This is a genomic window from Arthrobacter sp. B2a2-09 (genome assembly GCF_027587375.1).
In the GTDB taxonomy this organism is placed as follows: Bacteria; Actinomycetota; Actinomycetes; order Actinomycetales; family Micrococcaceae; genus Arthrobacter.
This window is the reverse complement of record NZ_JAMXIC010000007.1, coordinates 71596-92933: the sequence shown is the minus strand read 5'-3', so window position 1 is coordinate 92933 and position 21338 is coordinate 71596. Positions and strand designations below refer to the sequence as shown.

Annotated in this window: 14 protein-coding genes; 5 read left to right on the top strand and 9 right to left on the bottom strand. The window is 64.3% G+C overall.

All coding sequences use genetic code 11. The features are described 5' to 3' along the window. Nucleotides 1-109 precede the first annotated feature (109 nt). From NFJ07_RS10095 to NFJ07_RS10080, 4 genes are all read left to right on the top strand, one after another. The gene (locus NFJ07_RS10095; protein ID WP_269994051.1) at nucleotides 110-1399 is read left to right on the top strand and encodes an extracellular solute-binding protein; all 1290 of its coding nucleotides are present in this window, start codon (nucleotides 110-112) and stop codon (nucleotides 1397-1399) included. Nucleotides 1400-1431: 32 nt separating this feature from the next. Further along, complete coding sequence (locus tag NFJ07_RS10090; RefSeq protein WP_269994049.1) at nucleotides 1432-2385, top strand: carbohydrate ABC transporter permease; 954 nt, start codon at nucleotides 1432-1434, stop codon at nucleotides 2383-2385. Then, on the top strand, nucleotides 2382-3287 hold the full coding sequence (locus NFJ07_RS10085) for a carbohydrate ABC transporter permease (RefSeq protein ID WP_269994047.1): 906 nt from the start codon (nucleotides 2382-2384) through the stop codon (nucleotides 3285-3287). Before NFJ07_RS10090 ends, NFJ07_RS10085 begins: the two co-directional genes overlap by 4 nt. 66 nt (nucleotides 3288-3353) lie before the next feature. After that, nucleotides 3354-6344, top strand: coding sequence for an alpha-mannosidase (locus NFJ07_RS10080; RefSeq protein WP_269994045.1), 2991 nt, complete (start codon nucleotides 3354-3356; stop codon nucleotides 6342-6344). A 316-nt stretch (nucleotides 6345-6660) separates the two neighbouring features. Here NFJ07_RS10080 and NFJ07_RS10075 read toward each other — a convergent pair whose 3' ends face one another. The 5 genes from NFJ07_RS10075 to NFJ07_RS10055 form a co-directional block, all read right to left on the bottom strand. Further along, the gene (locus NFJ07_RS10075) at nucleotides 6661-6876 is read right to left on the bottom strand and encodes a YegP family protein (protein ID WP_269994043.1); all 216 of its coding nucleotides are present in this window, start codon (nucleotides 6874-6876) and stop codon (nucleotides 6661-6663) included. Between the two features lie 72 nt (nucleotides 6877-6948). After that, nucleotides 6949-7908, bottom strand: a complete 960-nt coding sequence (locus tag NFJ07_RS10070) for a class C sortase (RefSeq protein ID WP_269994042.1) — start codon at nucleotides 7906-7908, stop codon at nucleotides 6949-6951. Between the two features lie 100 nt (nucleotides 7909-8008). Beyond that, nucleotides 8009-9496, bottom strand: a complete 1488-nt coding sequence (locus NFJ07_RS10065) for a SpaH/EbpB family LPXTG-anchored major pilin (RefSeq protein WP_269994040.1) — start codon at nucleotides 9494-9496, stop codon at nucleotides 8009-8011. Nucleotides 9497-9540: 44 nt separating this feature from the next. After that, nucleotides 9541-13065, bottom strand: a complete 3525-nt coding sequence (locus NFJ07_RS10060) for a DUF7927 domain-containing protein (protein WP_269994038.1) — start codon at nucleotides 13063-13065, stop codon at nucleotides 9541-9543. A gap of 228 nt (nucleotides 13066-13293) precedes the next feature. Then, nucleotides 13294-15933 (bottom strand): SpaH/EbpB family LPXTG-anchored major pilin, encoded by a 2640-nt coding sequence (locus NFJ07_RS10055; protein ID WP_269994036.1) that lies wholly within the window; start codon nucleotides 15931-15933, stop codon nucleotides 13294-13296. A 121-nt stretch (nucleotides 15934-16054) separates the two neighbouring features. Between NFJ07_RS10055 and NFJ07_RS10050 the strand changes: the two genes are divergently transcribed. Then, the gene (locus NFJ07_RS10050) at nucleotides 16055-16462 is read left to right on the top strand and encodes a hypothetical protein (RefSeq protein WP_269994035.1); all 408 of its coding nucleotides are present in this window, start codon (nucleotides 16055-16057) and stop codon (nucleotides 16460-16462) included. Nucleotides 16463-16737: 275 nt separating this feature from the next. On the opposite strand, the gene NFJ07_RS10045 is transcribed toward NFJ07_RS10050, so the two are convergent. From NFJ07_RS10045 to NFJ07_RS10030, 4 genes are all read right to left on the bottom strand, one after another. After that, nucleotides 16738-17094: a GNAT family N-acetyltransferase gene (locus tag NFJ07_RS10045; RefSeq protein WP_269994034.1), complete on the bottom strand. Its 357-nt coding sequence runs from the start codon at nucleotides 17092-17094 to the stop codon at nucleotides 16738-16740. Beyond that, complete coding sequence (locus NFJ07_RS10040; protein WP_269994033.1) at nucleotides 17091-18437, bottom strand: acyltransferase family protein; 1347 nt, start codon at nucleotides 18435-18437, stop codon at nucleotides 17091-17093. Before NFJ07_RS10040 ends, NFJ07_RS10045 begins: the two co-directional genes overlap by 4 nt. Nucleotides 18438-18580: 143 nt before the next feature. After that, nucleotides 18581-19792, bottom strand: a complete 1212-nt coding sequence (locus NFJ07_RS10035) for an amidohydrolase (protein ID WP_269994032.1) — start codon at nucleotides 19790-19792, stop codon at nucleotides 18581-18583. After that, nucleotides 19789-21207 carry an MFS transporter gene (locus NFJ07_RS10030; protein WP_269994031.1) on the bottom strand — a complete coding sequence of 473 codons (1419 nt, stop codon included), beginning with the start codon at nucleotides 21205-21207 and terminating at the stop codon, nucleotides 19789-19791. Before NFJ07_RS10030 ends, NFJ07_RS10035 begins: the two co-directional genes overlap by 4 nt. Nucleotides 21208-21338 lie beyond the last annotated feature (131 nt).

The following is a 21338-nucleotide window of genomic DNA, read 5'->3' as shown; positions in this document are numbered from 1 at the left end:
ACTGGACTATTCGACGCTCAGTGTGGCAAGCTATGGCAACTATAGCGCTTTAGTAGCAGGTTGTGACTGCGAAGACGTAGCAGCCTGGACCTTTCGAAGGAGAACGTCCATGAAGATCCGCACGACTATCGCCGCAGGTATCGCGGTGGCCACAGCACTCGCCCTCACCGCCTGCACCGGCGGCCCCTCCTCGCCCGCCGCTTCCGGTAGCGATGGAAAGATCAGCGGGAACATCTCGTTCCAGACCTGGTCGCTGAAGAACGACAAGTTCACCCCCTACTTCGAGAGCGTCGTCAAGGCGTTCGAGAAGGAGCACCCGGGCGTCACGGTCAAGTGGATCGACCAGCCCGCCGATGGCTACGAGGACAAGATCCTTCAGCAGGCCGGGTCCGGTGAACTCCCGGACGTGGTCAACCTTCCGCCGGAGTACGCATACTCGCTCGCTTCGGCCGGGCAGCTCGTCGACTTGAAGAAGGAGTCGAAGATACTCGGCGACTACGTCGACGGCGGCGTCGGTGCTTACAAGTACGATGGCATCGATGGCTCGTTCGGCTTCCCCTGGTACCTGGGCACCGAGCTGAACTACTGGAACAAGGACCTGCTCGCCAAGGGCGGAGTGACCGCGCCTCCCAAGACGCACGCCGCGACCTTGGACGCCGCGGCCAAGCTCGCGGCGGCCGGCGTGCAGACGATCTCGGATGTGCCTGGCCCCAAGTCGCTGCAAATCATGGTGTCCGACCGGGGCGGGAATCTCGACGTCTACAAGGACGGCAAGTTCGTCTTCAACACCCCCGAAGCCGCGGCGATCATCCAACGTTATGCCGAGCTCTACACGGCGGGGGCGATCACGCCCGAGGCGCTGCAGAACGCCGGAACCGCGAATGCCAACGTCAACAACTTCAACAAGGGCACCGTGGCTTGGACCACGTCGGGTCCGAACTACATCGACAAGGACGTCTCCGTGAACGCCCCGTCGATCCTGCCCAGCGTCGAGGCGAGCAATGGGTTTGGCAGCCCGCCCCTGTTCGTGCAGGGCATCAGCGTCTCGGCGAAGTCGAAGAACTCCGCCACGGCGCTTGCCTTCGCAGAGTTCCTCACAAACACCAAGAACCAGATCGCGTTCGTCAAGCTCGCCCCCGGGTTCTTCCCCGGAACAAGGGCTGCCAACGAAGACCCCGCCGCTTTCACCGAGACGGCGAAGAACAAGATGCAGGGCGTCGCCACCGACCTGGCTGCTTCGCAAATGAACAAGGCCCGGATGGTGGGTGCCCCGAAGTTCACCGAGGCGATGGAGACCTACGCCAAACAGCAGATCGCCCTCGCGGTCAAGGGGGAAATCTCTGCCCAGGCGGCACTGGATAAGGCCGTCGAGTACGCGAAGCAGAACGTCGCCAGCTGAGGCGACGACGAGATGAAGGGGGCGGTCGCCTCATGAGACTACAGCGCTGGTACACACCGTACCTACTGGTGCTGCCCGGCGTGATCTGGATGGTCGTGTTCGCGCTCTGGCCATTCCTGAACACGATCGCACTCGCGTTCACGGATGCCCGCCCCCTTCGTCCAGCGGAGTTCGTCGGCTTCGCGAACTTCGACAAGATGCTCGAGGACGACCGCTTCGGCTACGCGCTGACGACCTCGCTGATCTATGTCGTCGTGTGCGTGCCATTGCTGACATTCCTCCCGCTGCTGCTCGCACTGCTCGTGCACAACAAGGTGCCGGCGATCGGGTTCTTCCGAACCACCTTCTACTTCCCGGTGATCGCTTCCGCCGTGGTCGTGGCGATCGTCTGGGAGTTCCTCTTCTCCGGCAGCGGCACGATCAACTCCGCCCTGAACTTCTTCGGCCTCATCGACCGTCCGGTCGAATTCCTCTCCGACCGCTGGTTGCTGATCGGATGTGCCATCGGGTTGACGGTGTGGAAGGGGCTCGGCTACTACATGGTCGTCTACCTGGCGGCCCTCGGGAACGTGGGCCGCGAGCTGCACGAGGCGGCGGCGATGGACGGCGCCGACCGCTGGCGCCGATTCTGGTCGGTGACCGTCCCTGGAGTACGCGGACCCATGATGCTCGTGTCGGTGCTGGTGTGCGTGGGGGCGTCGCGCGTCTTCACCGAGCTCTACGTGCTCTCCAACGGTTCGGGGGGACCCGGCGGGCGGGCGATGAGCATGGTGATGCTCATCCAGTCGATGGGCAAGGGACTGAACGGTCAGGTCGGCTACGCATCCGCGATCTCGCTGGTGCTGTTCCTGCTGACCCTCGTTCCGCTGCTGATCGTCGGGATCGCGAACAACGGTGACACCATCCGCGAAGCATTGGCGAGCCGGCGCGCGGTCAAGGCCGCGAAGATCAAGCGCGAGGCGACGGTTCAGGAGGTCCAGCGATGACTGCGACGCAGACGAGCGGAACGGTGAAGCCACCGCGGGAGAATCCCTACCGCACCCGCGGTTCGGCGGACATCATGAAGCCATCGCTCGGCGGCCTGATCGGCAAGTACGCGATGCTTCTCGGCGTGCTGGCGCTCATGGTGTTCCCCTTCCTCTGGCAGATGTCGACCTCGCTTAAAGGGGCGCCAGAGAACATCTACGACTTCCCGCCCTCGCTGATCCCGGCGGCGCCGACCCTCGACAATTACGCCGAGGTGTTCCGCACGATTCCGGTGGTCGACTACGCCTGGCACTCCCTCCTTGTCGGCGTCGGCACAGTGATAACCACCGTGGTGTTCGCGACACTCGGCGGCTATGCGCTGGGCACGATGAAGTTCCGCTTCAAGTGGGTCGTGTTGGCGATCTTCTTCTCCACGTTGCTGATCCCGGCCGAGGTCACCCTGACCAGCCAGTACCTCACGGTGAAGTCATTGGGGCTCGCGAATACGCTCTGGGGTGTGTTCCTCCCCGGGGCGATCGGGGCGATCAACGTGCTGCTGATGACGGCCGCCTGCCGCATGATCCCGGCGGACACGCTGGATGCAGCAACCATCGACGGCGCGAACACGATGCAACGCCTGCGTCACATCGTCTGGCCGAACGTGCGGGGCATGGTCTCGGTCGTCGCGCTCTTCGCTTTCATCGGCGCGTGGGACGACTTCCTCTGGCCACTCGTCGTGCTTTCAGATCCTGCGAACTACACGCTGACCGTCGGGATGCAATATCTCAGCTCCAACTTCGCGGCGAATCCACGCGTGATCGCAGCGGGAACGATGATCGCGCTCGTGCCGATCATCCTGCTCTTCGCACTCTTGCAGAAGTGGTTCTTCAAGGGCGTCGAAGAGGGAAGCGTCAAGGGATGACGGACCCGATGATCTAGCTCTCGAGCGTTTTAGTAGACCCTCAGCGCCAAGCCCGGAGAACAGCCCATGCATGATGACGCCTCGCTCACCATCGGTCGCGTCAAACGCGTCCTCGAGGAGCGCATCCGTCCGGCGATCCACTCGGTATCCGCGCCTCTGGCCGTCGAGATCAACGAGCTCGACGGCGAGCCGATCAGCCCCGCTGACGGGCTCGCGCTCGACTACGCGCCGGGCTCCGTCGGAGTGCCATGGGGCCCCGCCTGGGGCACCACCTGGTTCCGGCTCACCGGTCGCGTGCCGGCCGAATGGGCAGGGCGCACGGTCGAAGCCGTCGTCGACCTCGGGTTCGACATCAACATGACAGGCTTCCAGTGCGAGGCGCTCGTCTATCGTGCCGACGGCACTCCGGTGAAGAGCATCAACCCGCGGAACCAGTGGGTGCCGATCACCGACGCGGCCGACGGCGACGAGGCCGTCGAGCTGTACCTCGAAGCGGCATCCAATCCGGTGCTGCTCGACTATCATCCCTTCCTCCCGACGCAGGAGGGCGACATCCTCACTTCGTCTGCGGAGCCGCTCTACCGCGCGCGCCGGATGGATCTCGCCGTCTTCGAGCGGGAGCTCTTCGAGCTGTCGCTCGACCTCGACGTCCTGTTCGAACTGCAGGCCGAGCTTCCGCCCACCTCGCCGCGGCGCATGCGCATCCTCCAGGCCATGGATGATGCCCTGGACGTGCTCGACCTTCAGCGCATCACCGCGACCGCTGCGGACGCCCGCGCGAAGCTCGCCGTCGTGCTCGCGGCTCCCGCCGAGGCCAGCGCCCATCGCATCTCGGCCATCGGCCACGCGCACATCGACTCCGCCTGGCTGTGGCCGGTCCGCGAGACGATCCGCAAGGTCGCCCGCACCTCGTCGTCGATGACGGCGCTGCTGGAGGAGCAGCCGGAGTTCCAGTACGGCATGTCCAGCGCGCAGCAGTACGCGTGGCTCAAGGAGCACCGCCCCGAGGTGTTCGAACGGGTGAAGGCCGCTGTGGCCAACGGTCGCTTCCTGCCGCTCGGCGGCATGTGGGTCGAGTCGGACACGGTGATGCCGACGGGCGAGTCGCTGGTGCGGCAGTTCTCGCACGGTCAGCGGTTCTTCGATCGGGAGTTCGGCATCCGCTCGAAGGGCGTCTGGTTGCCCGACAGCTTCGGCTACTCGTCGGCACTGCCGCAGCTTATGCGCCGCGCCGGCTTCGAGTGGTTCTTCACGCAAAAGATCTCCTGGAACCAGCAGAACGTTTTCCCGCACCACACGTTCCTGTGGGAGGGCATCGACGGCTCGCAGATGTTCACGCACTTCCCATCGATGGACACCTACAACTCGCAGCTGAGCGGGACGGAGGTCGCCAAGGCGTCGCGCCAGTTCAAAGAGAACCGGCTCAGCTCCCGGTCGATCGCGCCCGTGGGCTGGGGTGACGGCGGCGGCGGCACGACCCGCGAGATGACGGGCCGCGCCCGACGCCTGCAGAACCTCGAGGGCAGCGCCCAGGTCGTCTGGGAACACCCCGACGTCTTCTTCGACGCCGCCAAGGCCGAGCTGCCGCACCCGGCTGTCTGGGTCGGCGAGCTGTACCTCGAGCTGCACCGCGGCACCCTCACCAGCCAGCACGGCACTAAGTCGCGCCACCGCCGCGCCGAGCACGCACTTATCGAGGCCGAACTGTGGGCGGCGACGGATGCCGTCCGCACCGGGACCGCGTACCCGCAGGCCGAACTCGAGCAACTGTGGCAGCGGGTGCTGCTGCACGAGTTCCACGACATCCTTCCCGGCACCTCCATCGCCTGGGTGCACCGCGAGGCGGTCTCCGTCCTCGAAGACGTGATCGCCAGGACTCGGGCGATCTCGGATGCCGCCCGCCGCTCGCTCGCCGGAGACGGCGACCGTGAGCTCGTGTTCTCGCCAGCGTCGGTTGCCGGTCCGCTGCCGCTCGGCGCCACCGCGGCCGTCGCCTCGGATGACCGAGTCACGCTCGACGACGACGGCGAGAGTATTGTGCTGGAGAACGCGCTTGTGCGTGTGCGCATCTCCGACGAAGGACTCGTCGTCTCTGCGGTCGACCTCGGGACAGGGCGCGAGGCCGTCGCGGACGGTCGCGCTGCGAACCTGCTGCAACTGCACCAGGACTTCCCGAACATGTGGGACGCCTGGGACATCGACCGCTACTACCGCAACAGCATGACCGAGCTGCGCGATGTCACCGGCATCTGCTCCCGGCTCACCGGGGCGGGCGCCGAGGTGGTCATCGAGCGCGCGTTCTCCAAGTCGACCATCACCCAGACGATCACCCTCGCGCCCGGTTCGCGGACGCTGCAGATCGTCAACGAGATCGACTGGAACGAGACCGAGAAGCTGCTCAAGCTCGCGTTCCCGCTCGACGTGCAGGCGGCACACTCCGAGGCCGAGACCCAGTTCGGCTATCAATCTCGCGTCACGCACACGAACACGAGCTGGGAGGCGGCGAAGTTCGAGACGTCGATGCACCGCTTCGTGCTGGTGCGAGAGGCCGATTTCGGCGTCGCCCTCGTGAATGACTCGATCTACGGCTACGACACCTCCCGCGAGGTGGCGGACGACGCCGTGACGACGACGGTTCGGCTCTCGCTGCTCCGCGCACCGCGCTTCCCAGACCCCGACGCCGACCACGGACGGCACGTCATCACGATCGGCATGGTGATCGGCGCTGGTCCCGCCGAGGCAACCCGCGCGGGCATCGAGCTGAACGCCCCGGCCACCGTCGTCCGCGGCGGCCACGACGTCGCGCCGCTCGTCTCGGTCCAGGGCGAAGGGATCATCGTTTCCGGTGTGAAGCTCGCTGACGATAGCTCGGGCGACGTTATCGTGCGCGTCTACGAGTCGCTCGGTCGTCGCACGAACGGCAAACTGTCGGTCGACTTCCCGCACCGCGAGGTGCGTGAAGTGAGCCTCATCGAGGACGCCCTGGACGATGCGCGCCTCGGTGGCGAGCTGCGCCTGCGGCCGTTCGAGGTGCGCACCCTGCGCGTCGTGCGCTGACGGGCGTCCATCGGCCGACGCCCGGAGTGGCGTGCGGCTGGGGGTCTCAGATCCAGCCGCACGCCGTGCAGGGATCCTTGGACCCCTGCACTTGCCCCGGGCCGTGGGTCGCATGGGGGGCCACACGACTGCACGGGGCACTGCCTCACATGCGGTCCATGGAGAAAGGACGCCTCGGTAGCGGCCCCCAACAGGTCCGCGAGGAATCTCACTCCTCGCATGCCAGGCACTAACTATGTGTTGCTGGGGTGTGAATCGTGTCGCAAACTTCGCAGGATATTTCCGGAAGCCGATATCGACTGGCTCAATGCCCAGGCTAGGACGTAGCCGGCGGGGTGGTTTCCGCCAACGAGCCGGTGAGATCAACGATGCGCCCGTTGGCCGCGGCCTCGCGCACTGACCAAATAGCTGCGATTGCCGCGTCCTCGTCCTCAAAAGCATTGGAGGTGAGCAGCACGTCTCCATTTCCGGTGACGAGCTGGAACCTCAGGCAGGCATCCGCGTCAACGTAGAGATTGAATTGTGTGGCCATTGTGGTGCCTTCCTTGTTTGGAGCGTTTGGGTGGGCGCGCCTCAGGCCCTTGCGTGCCCGGAGCGCTGTTACTCATCGCTTGGGTCGGCGGTCCCACGCACGGGAAGCCAGGTAGAACACCAGCAGTCCGCCGATGAAGTACACCGCCCAGAACGGGAATCCGATGTTGGTTTGGCGTCCTGCCAGGGTTTTCTGTTCGGGGGCCTCTTTGGGGATGTCTGCGATCCGGGAGGCGTGGACCAGGAGCCGGTGTGAGTTGACTCCGATGGGGGTGCACGTGATCAAGGTGATGGAGTCTTGGCTTGCGGTGATTTTCAGTGAGGAAATGTCGTCCGGTTTGACCACCTCGATCTTGTTCACCTTGTACAGGAAGGTGTGGTCCATGACTTCGGTGGAGAAGATGTCACCCGTTTTCGCGCTGTGGAGGGGGTTGAAGAGTTCCGCGTTGGGGATTCCTGAGTGCGAAGTCAGCACACTGTGCGTTCCGGGTCCACCTACGGGAAGGGAGGATCCGTAGAGGTGGCCGACTCCCTTGGCCAGGACCTCCTCGCTGGTTCCGTGGAAGACCGGAAGGTCGATTTTCACGGAGGGGTAGCGGAATCTTCCGATCACCTCGTCGTTGGCTACGTTCAACTGGCTTTGGTAGTCCGACAGTTGACCGCCTAAAGCCGTCGCGGGGGCGTGAGCGGAGTAGGGGTCCCGCAGCTGTCCGGTGGGGATGCGGGAGTTGTATTCGCGTGACCGGTCCAACACTTTCGTCCGGGCCGAAGGTTCGAGCTGGTCGACTTCCTGTGCGTAGCCGGAAAGTTTGCTGTTGTGCGAGATAGAGCTGAACCAGTCTGCTGCCTGGGGGTAGAGGACCAGGCCAAGCCCGATGGCCGCGATGACCATCATCGTGACAAATCTCCGGTCAATACGGCCGCGCCGGATGCTTGTGCGCCCACGCAACACCCTGCGGGTCTTAGGGTGCCCGGGGTGGTCTTTCGGTCCGGTTTCGGAACCCTCCATGAATTCCTCGAGGGTCTGAGTCATTGGGGCCTCTTGCTTTGATGGACGGGAGCAGTATGGGGCATCCACCAGTTGGTGGATGCCCCATACCCTGCATCAAGGGGTGCAGGTCACCGCGGAGTGCTTATTTTGCTTCGTTGCGCTTCCGGCGGCCGGTGACCGTGAACAGGCCCGCCCCTGCCAGCACGAGGATCCCGCCCGCGGTCAGGGCCCAGGTTCCCACGCCGCCGGTGAGCGGCAGCTGGAATCCAGCGGCGTTCACTTGGATGTTATCGACCGTCACCGTCACGGTCGACGGATCGTTGCCGGTGACCGCGGTCTCGACCGGCTCGGCAAGCAGCGCGTACCCGGCCGGGGCCTTGGTCTCCACCAGCCAGTACGACTGGTAACCGGGCTGCCCCGGGCTCACCGTTGCCCCGTTGGCCCAGTTGGAATAGCGCAGGCCGGAGATCACCAGGTTGCCGCTGGCATCGGTGGTCCAGGAACTGGCACCTCCGACGCTGATCGCGTTGGTCCCGGCCAGCGCATCGGCCTGGGTCGGATACACGGAGAACACGGCACCGGCCAGGGCCGCCGAACTCTGGGAATCCTTCTTGTGCAGGACGATGTTGCCCCACTTGGTGATCACCGGCGCGGTCACGGCCGGGCCGTTGGGCTGGCCCGCGGCGATCGCGAAGCTGGCCACATTCGGGTAGACCAAGGCCGTGTTCGTGACCTCACCGACCGCGTTCACCGTGGTGTTCACCGTCACCAGGACCTTCGCGGTGGGGAAGCTTTCCAAGATCATCGGGCCGCTAGGGGTCATGCCGGCACGTTTGAAATCGACTGTGAGGGTGTTCGTGGCCGTATCAAAGACCATGGTGTAGTCCACGTCCTGCGTCAGCACGTGCCCGTTGGAAAGCGCCACCGTCGAGTCGGTGTACGTCAGCTTCGAATCAAGCTTGTCCACGATTCTGTACCCGTCGATCGGGCTGACGTTTGGAATGTCGGAGGTGACGGTCCACTGCACCGTATCGCCGAGCTTGACGGCGGACGCATCGTTAACGCTCTTCGTGGCTGTCGTCACGGCGTTCTTCGGGTAGACGTTCACGTCGTACATCCAGCCGTTCCCGCCGGTGGGGTCCGTCATGGGAAGGGTCACCAGGAACGGGGCCGAAGGAGTCACACCGGCCGGGTAACCGGTCTCCGTCACCAGATACAGGCCCAGCGGAAGATCCGCCAGGGTCGCCGTCCCGGCTGCATCGGTCGTGGCCGTCGAGCCCGGGCTCGCCGCCTGCGCCGCGGCCTGGGCCGGAGTGAGAGCAGCCGCCGTAGCCCAGCCCGCATTGGTCGTCAGGTCAATGTTGTTCACCTTCTGCACCGTGAACGTCACCCCCGCCAACGGCGTCAGTCCCGCGGTCTGGGCCGGGGTCAGGGCCGTTCCGTCGCTAGGCAGGTTGGTCGGCGTGGCCGGCTTCTCGTACTTGTGGATGGTCAACGACCCCGTCTTTGACGGATCGATGTTCGCGGTGTTCGCCGCGTGTGCACCTCCGGCTCCGAGGGCAAGCATACTTGCTGAGGCTATTGCGGCCAGGGAGGCTATTACGCTGCGCCTCGCCTTCGATGATTTCATCGTGTTCCTTTCTTGTTTCCCCCATTGATTTGCGCCGAGCTGCGCTAAGGAGTCTGGGTTTGTGGGGACTTGTTCGCTCGCCTGAAGATGATGAGGGCGAGGGAAATCATGAGGAGCAGGAGCCCTGAGAGGGTCGCTCCGAAGAGGCCGGCCGTTCCTGGGCCGCCCGCGGTGGGCAGCTTCACGGCCGTCACATCCGTCACGATGATCGTCGACCCGTTCGCGGTCACCGCCCCGCCCGCGGTGACCGCGTCCACAGTGATGCTGCCGTTGGGGGCGAGGGTGAACTTCACCGGCGTCGCGAGCAACGAGTACCCGTCCGGGGCCTTGGTCTCCAGCAGCCAGTACGTTCCCGGAACCAGATTCCTGACCTCGATCAGCCCGGGCGAGCCGGGCACGGGGCTGTTCATCCCGGCCGCCGTCGACCCCATCGCCCCGGCCGTGTCATTGCGGATCTCGAAGACCGAGCCGGTCAACGGGCTGGTGGAACCCCGGGTAGTCCCGGGCCCGGTCTTCTGCACGAACACATGCCCCGACGTCGGATGCACCGTCACACACGCCGGATCAAGCGGTGCCGTGCTGCCCGTAACGCATTGTGTCGGCGGGACGGCCCCGTTGCCGGTAACGCTGTTCTTCAACGTCACCAGCCACGCGTCCGGCTTGACCGTCACCGAGTAGCTCAGCACCACCGTGCCATAGCCCGGCAGCGTGAACGGAAGCGTGGCCAGCTTGTTGTCAGGACCGGGCTCCGGATCCAAGAGAGGGTGACCGCCATTCACCGGATCGGCAGTGAACACGGCATTGTTCAACACCTGGCCCAGGTCATCGCTCAACACCACACCCGTGACCGGGTTGGCGGTGAAATTCGTGGCAGTCACCGAATACGTGATCACCCTGCTTGCACTTGGATCGCCCGGATTCACATACACCCCCGACGCCGGGGACGCCGACTTGGCCACCGTCCACGCACCCACCGGATTCATCGTGCACGTGGTATTCCCGGCAGGACAGGACTCCGGCGGCGTCAGCACCGTCGACGGTGTCAGGTAGTTCTCCAGCCACCCATCAGCCAAGCTGCCAACGTTATTGACCTTCACCTGATACGTCACAACACTCTTCGCGCCAGCAGCCACGGTGCCCGTGATGGCCAGGGTCGGTGGTGCCGCTGCGGAGGTGTCGGCCACGGAGAGGGCGACACCTCCCGTGGTGGTCGTGTTGATGGAGTTGGCCACAAAGGAAGAAGCATCCAGAACGTCCCCGAGCCAGTCGGTGTAACCGACAGGGGCCGGGGCGGTACCGCTCGTGTTGTCGAAGGTCAGCGTGTACGTCAGAGCCTGCCCGGTCTGGACCATGGTCCCGGCCGCCGGATCCACGCTCTTGGAGGCCACCAAATTGGGCAGGAGGGAACCGCAGGCGGAGTTGTCCGTCGTCGGGCCTTGTTCCTGGCCTCCCGGCAGGGAGATGGAGTTGAACAGGCCGGTCCCGGGGCCGGCGCAGGCCGTTGGCTGGTTGGTGTTTGTGTAGTGGAACGTCACCGCGAGGTTGAAGCTGTGCGTGACTCCCGGGCCGATGGCGATTCCCGGTTGGGCCAGCGAATATGGGCCGGGGGTCGGGGACGAGCCGCCGGCAGGAGCGCCGGTCCCGGACGTTGTCCAGGCAGCACGCGTGACAGCCAGGTTCGGGGCGAACGCCGGGGTGTCGGTCAGGGCACCGTAGGTGCCGGCCGCAGAGCCGGTGTTGGAGACGGTGACGGTGTAGTTGGCGACATAGTTGCCGTTCGTATCCGGACCGGTGACCGCGCCTGCCTGCTTGGCTGCGTTGATGATGGGCATTGCGAGTGCGCTGTTTGACAAGGTACAGGCAATGTTCGCCCCGGCCACCGGCGTGATGGCCAGCGATCCGGTGAAAGTTCCGCCATTCGGCAACCCGGGCTGCAAGCCGGACGAGTCCGTACAGGTGATGGTGCTGGCGTAGTACGCAACGTTTGCCGTTCCGGCGGCCGCTTCGGTCAGGGTGTACGTTGTTCCGGCCGTGGCCGCGTAGGCGCCTGTGGTGCCGGTTCCCACAGTTACTGACGATCCCGCACCGGTCGTGGTCGAGTTCGCGGTGCTGTTGACCACCGTGCCGGCCGCGCCACCCGTGCGTAGCTGGACGGTGAACTGGTCCGTTGGCGCCTGCCGGGGTGCGCCGAGGGCCTTGGTCAGGGTGATCCGGGGTGACCGAACGGTCAGGGTGGCGTTCGCTGGAGGGTTGAGGTTGGTCACGATGTTGGCGGGGCCGTTGACATATGTCCCCTCCGCGGATGCCGTCACATTGAACGTGATGGTGCAGGACGATTGGCCCTGAGCGAGATCTCCGCCCGTGGCCGTGAAGACACCTGATCCGGGAACTCCTGTTTTGACGAAGGGGGCGCCCGCCACCTGGGAACAGGTCCCACCGATCGCGGGGTCCTGTGCGATCACGACGCCGGCAGGTAGCGTGTCCGTGATGTTCCAGTCGCTCTTCGTGTTCAGCTCGCTCGTATTGGTCACCGTCAGCGTTACCGTCGAGGTCTGACCCGGAACAATCAATGCCGGGCTGAACGACTTGTCCAGTTGAGGCGTCGCGTCCACGAGTTTGATGTTGCTGAACGCGCCGTTGTTGCCGTTGGTGGCCCCGTTCGTGTTGTACATTTCCAGGCCGATGCTGGTGCCGGTCGCCTGGAATGCCTGGTTGGTGGTCATCGAAGCGAGGTTCACGGCCCTGGCGACGGTGCCGAACGGTCCGCCGACATCGCTTATCACTGTCTGTGTGTAGGTCTTCACGTTCGGGCTGCTGGTCGACGAGCAGCCGTTGAGCGGAGCACCGAGGTTGCTGATGACCGCACCGGTGGACGGATCAACGGTGGCGAATTGGTATCCCGGGTCACCGCCCGGGATCCCGCAGTTCATGTACGCGGTATTGATGCTGAAGGCGTAGTAGTGACCGGGGATCGTCGCGATTGGCTGGGCGGTTTTGAACATGACGCTACCGGTGGCGACATTCGGGCCAACCGGCAAGACGTCACAGTCGTAGTTGGACATCAAAAACTGACACTCCGTGTAGGAGCCCACCACGTTGTAGGTCGACGGCGAACCAGGAGCGAACTGCTGCCCCATCGCCAAGGCCAGCATCCGCAGGAACTGGTAGCCGTTAGACCAGCCGGACTTCGAGCACCGACCATTGACGCCGGAGTCCGAGGGACTCGTACCGGACAGAGCCCAAGAGGGAGCCGCCGAATTGGAGTAGTTCAGAATGATACCGTTGCAGCGGTATCCGTCGATCCATTTGGGCGATCCCGTATAGGTCTGGCCAGTCTGACTCACGTATGTCGTTGACCCGGCCGCCGAGTATGACTTCGCCCCCAGCGAGGTTGTATCCAGAAGATTGTTGAAGTCCTCGGTAAAAACCGGCGTAGCTGCCTGAGGCACGCCCGGGTTACCCGGCGACGTCGCATACACGGGTGAAGGCAGGGCGCTGCCCAGGCCAAAGGAAAATATCGTGGCAGTGAGGAGAATCGCCAGCAGCTTGGCTGGAAGGGATTGCTTCATGGGCTTTTCTGACATCACTTTCGGGAGCAGGCACGCAGGTGGTCTCTAGCCTTCAAGTGCGCACTTCCCGCGATTCGTGTCGCAGAAAACAGATTCAATTTTTTGAATTAACCGGGGAGAAACGGCCACCCACTGAAACAGTGGGAGCTATTCGCGGATCGTGACGCGAAAATTGGAAAGTATTTTCGGAGCGCGAGGCTGGGTCATTCTTCGGCGCCCGCGGAGTGCTTATTTTGCTTCGTTGCGCTTCCGGCGGCCGGTGACCATGAACAGGCTTGCACCGGCCAGCACGAGGATCCCGCCTGCGGGCACGGCCCAGGTTCCCGCGCCGGCGAACGGCAACTGGAATCCGGCGTTCTGCTTGACGTTGCCGACCGTGACCGTGACGGCGGACGGGTCGGAACTGGTCACCGCGGTTTCAACCGGCTGGGCGAGCAGTGCGTATCCGGCCGGAGCTTTGGTCTCCACCAGCCAGTACGACTTGTAACCGGGCTGGCCCGGACTGACGTCCGTTCCGTTGGCCCGGTTGGAATACCGCAGTCCGGAGATCACCAGATTGCCGCTGGCATCGGTGGTCCAGGAGTTCACGTCGGCGACGCTGATCGCATTGGTGCCGGCGAAGGCATCGGCCTGGCTCCGATACACCGAGAAAACGGCACCGGCGAGGGCTGCCGAGCTCTGGGAGTCCTTCTTGTGCAAAACGATGTTGCCCCACTTGGTGGTGCTTACGGGAGGCATGACCACCGGACCGCCGGGCTGGCCCGGGGCGATGTTGAAACTGGCCGCGTTCGGGTAGAAGAGAGCCGTGTTCGTGATCTCACCGACCGTGTTGACGGTGGAATTCACCGTGGCCAGGACCTTGGCCGTGGGGTTGGCGGCCAGAATGGCGCGCCCGCTGGCGGTGAAGTCGACCGTGAGGGTATTTGTGGCCGTGTCGTACACGACGGTGTAATCCGTGTTCAACGCCAGAGCGGTGTTGTCGGAAAGCGCCACGGTCGAGTTGGTGTACGTGAGCTTCGGATCGAGCTTGTCGACGATCCTGTATCCGTCGATCGGGCTGACGTTGGGGATATCGGACGTGATGGTCCACTGCACTGTGTCGCCGAGCTTGACGACCGAGGCATCGTTAACGCTCTTCGTGGCCCCGGTCACGGCGTTCTTCGGGTAGACGTGCACGTCATACATCCAGCCCGCGCTGACCGGGTCCTTCATCGGGAGTGTCACCAGAAACGGGGCCGTGGGAGTAACACCGGCCGGGTAGCCGGTCTCCGTCACAAGGTACACGCCCAAGGGAAGGTTCCCCAGGGTCGCCGTCCCGGTCCCGTCCGTCGTCGCCGGGGAACCGGGGGTGGCCGCCTGCGCCGCGGCCTGGACCGGAGTCAGGGCCGCCGCCGCAGCCCAGCCCGCATTCGTCGTCAGGTCAATGTTGTTCACTTTCTGCACCGTGAACGTCACCCCCGCCATCGGCGTCAGTCCCTGCAACTGCGCGGCGGTCAAAGCCGTTCCGTCGTTGGGCAGATTGCTCGGCGTGGCCGGCTTCTCATACTTGTGGATGGTCAACGAACCCGTCTGCCGAATGGGGTTCGTGATGACGGTTCCGGAATCAACCACCCTGACCGTCTCCTGCGGCATAGGAACCGCTTCCGGCACGATTGGCGCGGGCTCCAGAGCTTGCGGCGCCGCGATAGCGGACGGGTCCGCCGTCGCCGCAGAGCTCGGTGCGGGTGCCGCCGGTGCCGTCGGGGGCCGTTCCGGCACGGATTGTTGGACCGACGGCGCGCTACTCGGAACATCGGCTTCAGCGAGTGGCGCCGGGCCGGTCTGCCCCAGCCACGCGAGGATGCCCCCAATCACTAGGCCGCCCATGACCAATGCGGCGACTGCCATCGTCCAAAATCCACCCACCGACCCCAGTCCGGCGGCGGCCGGTTCGACCCCTCGCGGAAGGAGCCTCCCTGGACGGAGCGTCTTGGGAAGGAACGGCTCGGGAAGGAATGGCTCCGGAAGAACTCCTCCGGGAAGAAGCGCCTCCAGCAGTACGGATCCGGGGAAAAATCCGGCGGTCACTGCCGGTGTAAAGACCACCCCGACCACCAATGGGAAGACAAGCGCCCTCATGCCTGCCTGGACATCGTTGAGTTCCACCAGCACAGCCGTGCACTTCGGACACTCGTCCAAGTGGGCCTTGACCTTTTCGTGCGACGCACGTTTCAGGCCGCCGCGGACGTACTTTCCAAGCTGGCTCGAAAATTCAACGCATGAGTCGTCGCTGGCCACATTGATGTGATTTTGCAAGTAGGCCTGCCGAAGCCCCTCACGCGCCCGGATCACGAGCGAGGAGACGCCGTTGGGGCTCAATCCGATGAAGGGTGCGGCGGCGGCAGGTTTCAGGCCTTCGATGTCGACGTGCCAGAGGGCCGCCTGCCAGCGTTCCGGAAGCGACTTGAACGCCTTCGCCATGGTGTTGGACTCAAAGGCGTCTAGAACGGTGTCCGCGTCGACGGCAACGGTATCCAAGGCGTCAACGTCGCCCACGACCTGGGTGCGCCTGGCCTTCCGGTTCCGGTCGTAGGCAATTCGCCGCACGGCAGTCAGGAGATAGGAGCGGAAGAACTGGTCCGGTCCCTTGCCCTCAGTGAGGGCTTGGAAAATCGAAGCAAACGCCTCGGACACGACGTCGTCGGCGTCACTGGCATTGTCCGTCTGGGCGCGGGCAACAAACTGGGCCGCTGCCACATGTCGCTGGAACAGCACATCGAAGGCGGAAGCATCGCCGTCACGCACCATGGCCATGATTTGAGGGTCGCTGTGCCCAACGGCCAACGACGCGTCCTCGCCATTCGAACCGTCCCCCGAAACTTGCCCCATAGCACCCCAGTGTGACAGCAACAGAGTTTGTGACTTGAATCTTACTTCGAACCTGGTTACTCAACGGCAGCGAGCTTGACCGGCTGCAACACGATTCCGCCCCGAACCACACTCAACTGACATGAACCGACTCCGCCCAGGACCGCTTGCCCCAAAGAAACATGTCGGGAAAGTTGTCCTCGTTTACGGGGCAGACAAGTCGGTGGCGGCCCCAGGCGAGACCATTGTCTTCACGGCATGGATCATCAATGATTCCAAGGTCCAACTCCGCGATGTGTGCCTCATACCCCGCTCCTTTACCAATGAAGGAATGGAGAGCCTTGAATACACTTCCAGGCCCCACGACGGGGAATTGCACATCGGAACGTTGACGGCCGGGGAATCAGCGATGTTGAGCTTTTCGTACCTGGTCAGTGCCTCCGATCACTGGCACGGAGGCGAGCTTGTTAGCGCCATGGGGGTCACAGGCATGTCCCGCGGCCGGGCAATCCGCGACGAACACGACGCCATTGTCGCGCTCAAACAATAGATCTTGGCAAAACCGCGTCACGATTCCCCGTCCGCGCCCACTTATCAATGACACGGCCACTCAATAAAGACCACTCGACGGGAAGTTCAGATGATTCAACGCATGCCCAGGGACCGCGAGGGAAAGGCCCGGGACCGCAACGGAAAGCCCAAGGTGTTCTACCTGACCCTTGATTGCAGGGACGGGGTTCACGCTGCGTGCGCTGTATGCCATTGCCTTTGCCACGCACAGGGGCACGCGCCCGGTGTGCTGCGGCAGCACAGCCCGGCGCCTGACTAATCGTTGTCCGGTTCCCCCACCGGCGGTTCCGGCGGCCAATCGACGTCGAGATCGTAGCCCTCATGCTTGCGCAGATAGGCGGCGATGAACGGGCAATGCGGGATGATCCTCTTGCCCGAGGCCAGCACATCGTCCAGGGCAAAATGTGCCAGGACCTTGGCCAGCCCGCGGCCTTTGAACTGCGAGCGCGTCTCGGTGTGGAGGAAGTCGATGTGGCCGGGTTTGTCCATGAACTGCGAGATCACGGCTACTTCACCGTCAACAAGAAGCTCGTAGCGGTGGAATTTGTCGTTCCTGACCGTTGTGACGTCCGGGCTGAACGACTCTGCGGTTGAATCCGTGAACTCAGTCATGAGTCGAGATTCGCACGTAAACCGGGCTCTGGCAATGGCACCGCAGGGGCATCGGGAACCGCGGCGGAAAGGACTCCGGCCGGCACCCGTCCCAGCAGTAACACTCCCAGCGCGAAGCACGCCGCTCCCCCGCCGAGAAGGGTCAGCGTGAGTCCGTTGAAGGCGGCGTCCACCACCGGAATGAAGACCACGACGCCGGCAGTCACCACCGCGACGTGCGTCCTGCCGCGCGCGTGGATGGCCGCCGTCGGGCGCTCTTCAAGTCTGCCGCACAACAGCAGGACCGGGAGCAAAAGCAGGAGGACGCCGAGCAGCACCAGCGGGCGGGCCCACCACCATTCGGCTGTACCGGCCGCCGGCTTGGGGAAGTCAGTGAGCAGAAGCAGCCCCGACATGGCTGCGAGCAGCGGCAAATGCCACAGATAGACCGTCATGGACCGCCGGCCCGCGACGGCCACCAACCAACGGATCCAGCGCACGCCAGCCACCCAGGCAAGGCCGGGGCGCAGCAATTGGAGGGTTGCCGCCTGCGACAGGCCCAGCAGTAGCATGCAGAAGTTGGGCGGATTCAAGTCCACGATCATGTTTCCGGAGTAGACCCCGATCCCGGTCACGAACCCCAGCAGGAGGTTGCTGCCCGCGATCAACCCCGCGAACCAGCCCCTACTGCGTCCAGCGAAGATGCCGTCGGCAATGAAGAAGCCGAATTGCTGGACCGCGCACCACACAAAGAGCATGTTGACGAAGGCGAGCATCGGAAACGCCCCGCGCAGGGAGTCCAGGGTGATCACGGCCGCCACGAGCCCGCTGAGGGTCAACCACGGGGAATGTCCGTGCAACCGGGCCAGCAGGGGAACGCTCAGTTGAGTAGCGAGGTACGCGGCCAGGAACCACAAGGGCATGCCCGCGCCCGTCACGATGAGCTGGACCACTTCCGGGTCGACGCCAAGTAGCCGCGCGGCCCACAGCCCCACGAACATGGAGGCCAGCAGCGCAGTTGCCGGACGGATGAGGCGCAAGAGCCGCAGCTGCGCGTAGTCGACGCCGGAGCCGCCGCGCGCACGCAAGCGACGCCATGACTCCAGTCCCGTAATGCCGCCGAGGACGAAGAACAGCGGCATCACCTGGAACACCCACAGGACGGGTTCGAACCAGTGCTGTTCCATGAGCGTATTTTCGGTGGTGACGGTGCCGTCTGGGTGCAGGACCGGGCTGACCATCATGCAGTGCGAGAGCACCACCAGAATGAGGCAGAAGAACCGGGCGAGATCGATCACGGGATCACGTGAGAGGCCAAATGCGGCCATGCCCGCGGACGTCTTTTGTTGCCTCGAGAATCCCATTGCACTCCCTTGCGAACTGCTGAGACCATTGTCCGCCCGCTCGACGGCGGGAACCAGAGCGGGCGGAGGCGTGAATTCGTGGGTGCGGCCCGAGCGCTGCGTTCCGGAACGCAGCTGTGGAGCCGCACCCACGGTCGCGTCGTTTAGCGACCGATTTTCAGCAGCCGTTCCCGTTGCCGCGGATCGCTGGCCGCCGCGCAGGCCGCCAGGGCCAGGCCGAAGGCGCCGTCCAAGACCGCCCGGTCCGCGGAGGCGGACGAGCCGTGGGCAGCAAACTCGGCGGTGTGGTGGGCGGCCCCGTGTACGTCGTAGCCGAGCAACGGATGGATGCTTGGGACCAGTTGCGAGACGTTGCCCATGTCTGTGGAAGCTACTGGATCTTCGTTGAACGCAACAGCCCTCCCTCGGGCGGACATCGCTTCCCGGTAGGCCTCGGAAAGGTACAGGTCCTGCCTGAGTTCAGCGTAGGCATTGCCCGTGGGCGTGACCTTGAGCGTGCTCCCACTTGCAAGTGCGCCCGCCTCCAGGCAACGCCGCACTCGTTCCTCGATGGTTCGCAGGTTTTTGAGGCTCGGTGAACGCATTTCCACGCTCGCCCGGGCCCGCTCCGGTATGACGTTGACGGCGCTCCCACCTTCCGTCACGATCAGCGAAACAACCGAGGCGGGCGGAAGTTGCTGCCGTGCCAAGGCAATGGCCATCTGCGCAACCACGAGCGCATCGAGGGCATTGACCCCCTCCGACGGAGCGGCCGCGGCATGTGCAGGGCGCCCTTCATAGAGCACGTCCCACATACCCATGGCCAAGGACGAGCCGCCGATCACGTCCTCGGCGCCGGCATGGGCCATCATTGCCACGGATACATCCTCGAAGAAGCCCTCGCCAATGAGATCGACCTTGCCACCGTTTGTCTCTTCCGCCGGAGTGCCGAGGACCTTGACAGTGATCCCGAGCTCGTCGGCGACGGAGGCGAGCGCGAGTGCCGCCCCCACAGCACAGGCAGCGTTGACATTGTGTCCGCAGGCATGCCCGATGGTCGGCAATGCGTCGTATTCAACGCACAATGCGACCACTAGTTCACCCGTCCCGAACGTCGCGCTAAAGGAAGCAGGGAGCAGCGGCTGCGGACCGTCAAAGCTGAAGCCCGCGCTCCGGAGCAGCCGGCTAACACGCTTGGCGGCCCGGAACTCCTGCCCGCTGAGTTCGGGATCGGCGTGGATCGCGTGGCTCAGGCCAAGGATTTCCGGCGCCCAGCGTTCCAGTGCGGCAGAGACGCAGCGCTCGACGGCGGCCGAAGAGAGCGTGCGGGTCCCTGCGGTGGACGGGGACCCGGCTTTCATGGCGGCGGCTTTCATGCGGCCGTCGCCGCTGCGTGCCGCTTCGGGTAACGGGCGGCGGCTGCCGCAGCGATCAGGGCCGCGATGGCGAGCGCAATCCAGATGGACAGGAGCCCACCCTCGCTGATGTGCCCGGACTGCGCTGAAGACGAGGAGATGAGCTTCACGACGGCGGCGCCCACCGCGATCCCAACAGACAGTGCCAGTTCGTTGAGGCCGGCGGCCGTCGAGGTTTCCTCCAGCGGAACGCCTTCCACGGACAGTGCCCGGGTCCCCGCCTGGTAGATGCCAAGGCTCAGGTTGAACATGGCGAATCCGGTGCAGTAACCGGCCAGGGAGCCGTGCGCAGCTGCCATGACCAGGAAGCCGCCTGCCAGCAGAAGACCGGCGAATACCAGGGTGGCTCGTTCGCCGAACAGACTGAGGGCCTTTGAGGTCAGAAGCGAGGAGAGCAGCGAGAGCACCGATGCGGCGGCCAGGACGATGGCGATCATGAGCGGGCTCAGCGCGAAGCCGTAGCCGGTCTTGTCAGGGTTTGAATACAGGAAGATCCCGTTGGTGCCGAAGTAGCTGATGGAGGCAAAACCGAAGAAGAAGGTGGCCAGCGAGACCGTCCGGATCCGCGGGATAGCAAGCATCCGCAGGTCCATGAAGCGCTTCCCGTTGGCGTCGCGAGCGTCCAGGACCACCCAGTAGGCCAACAGCGCGAGGCCAATGATTCCGGATCCGAGGGTCTTCGCATCCAGCCAACCCCAGTCCGGACCCATCGAAAGGGCCACCACGAAGCCGATCAGTCCGAGGGAACACGCCAGGAGCGGCACCAGGGCGAGCCCCTCGCGGGTGGGGGTTCCGGCGTCGGGCAGGACAAAGGAGCAAAGCAGCCCCACAACCGCGAACGGCACCGCCACCCAGAATCCGAGGGTGGGATCGTCGACGCCGATGATCCCGGCAAGCAGGCCGCCTGCGCCGACCATGATCATGAGCATGCCGATCATCACGCTGACTCCGGTGCGGGTCTGCGCCGAGCTGCTTACCCGCAAGATGCCCATCATCAGTGGGATGAAGCCGACCACGCATGTGAGCATGACGACGCCGATTGTCACCGTCCACAGCGACGGCCACAGCGCCATCATGATCACGCCAGCGGCGACCACCGCCGTCGACCAGCGGAGTACGAGCCTGTAGCCGTAGCTGTCGCCGAGCCGCGAGATGATCGGCGTCAATACGGCGAAACTCACGTTGGAAATCAAGAAGATGCCGTTGATGGTGGGGTCGTCGATTGAGAAGGTCGGCCCCAAGGCGGGGAGGATGGGGTTCAGGTAACCCTGGGTGACGCCACTGAGCGATTCGATCAGGGCCATCGCCACGATCATTCCAGTGATGGTCCGGCGTGCGACGGCCGCCGTCGCTGGAGGTGCTGTCTTGCTTGCCATGTGCTTCCTTGAGTGTTGGGGGACTTTGGATGCGAGCGGGTGATCCGAGTCACAACGTTAGATCCGCCGTCTACACTGGCAAGGAATTTGTTTGAAATCCTCTGAGAATCGCGAATTTTGAAGGAATCAGC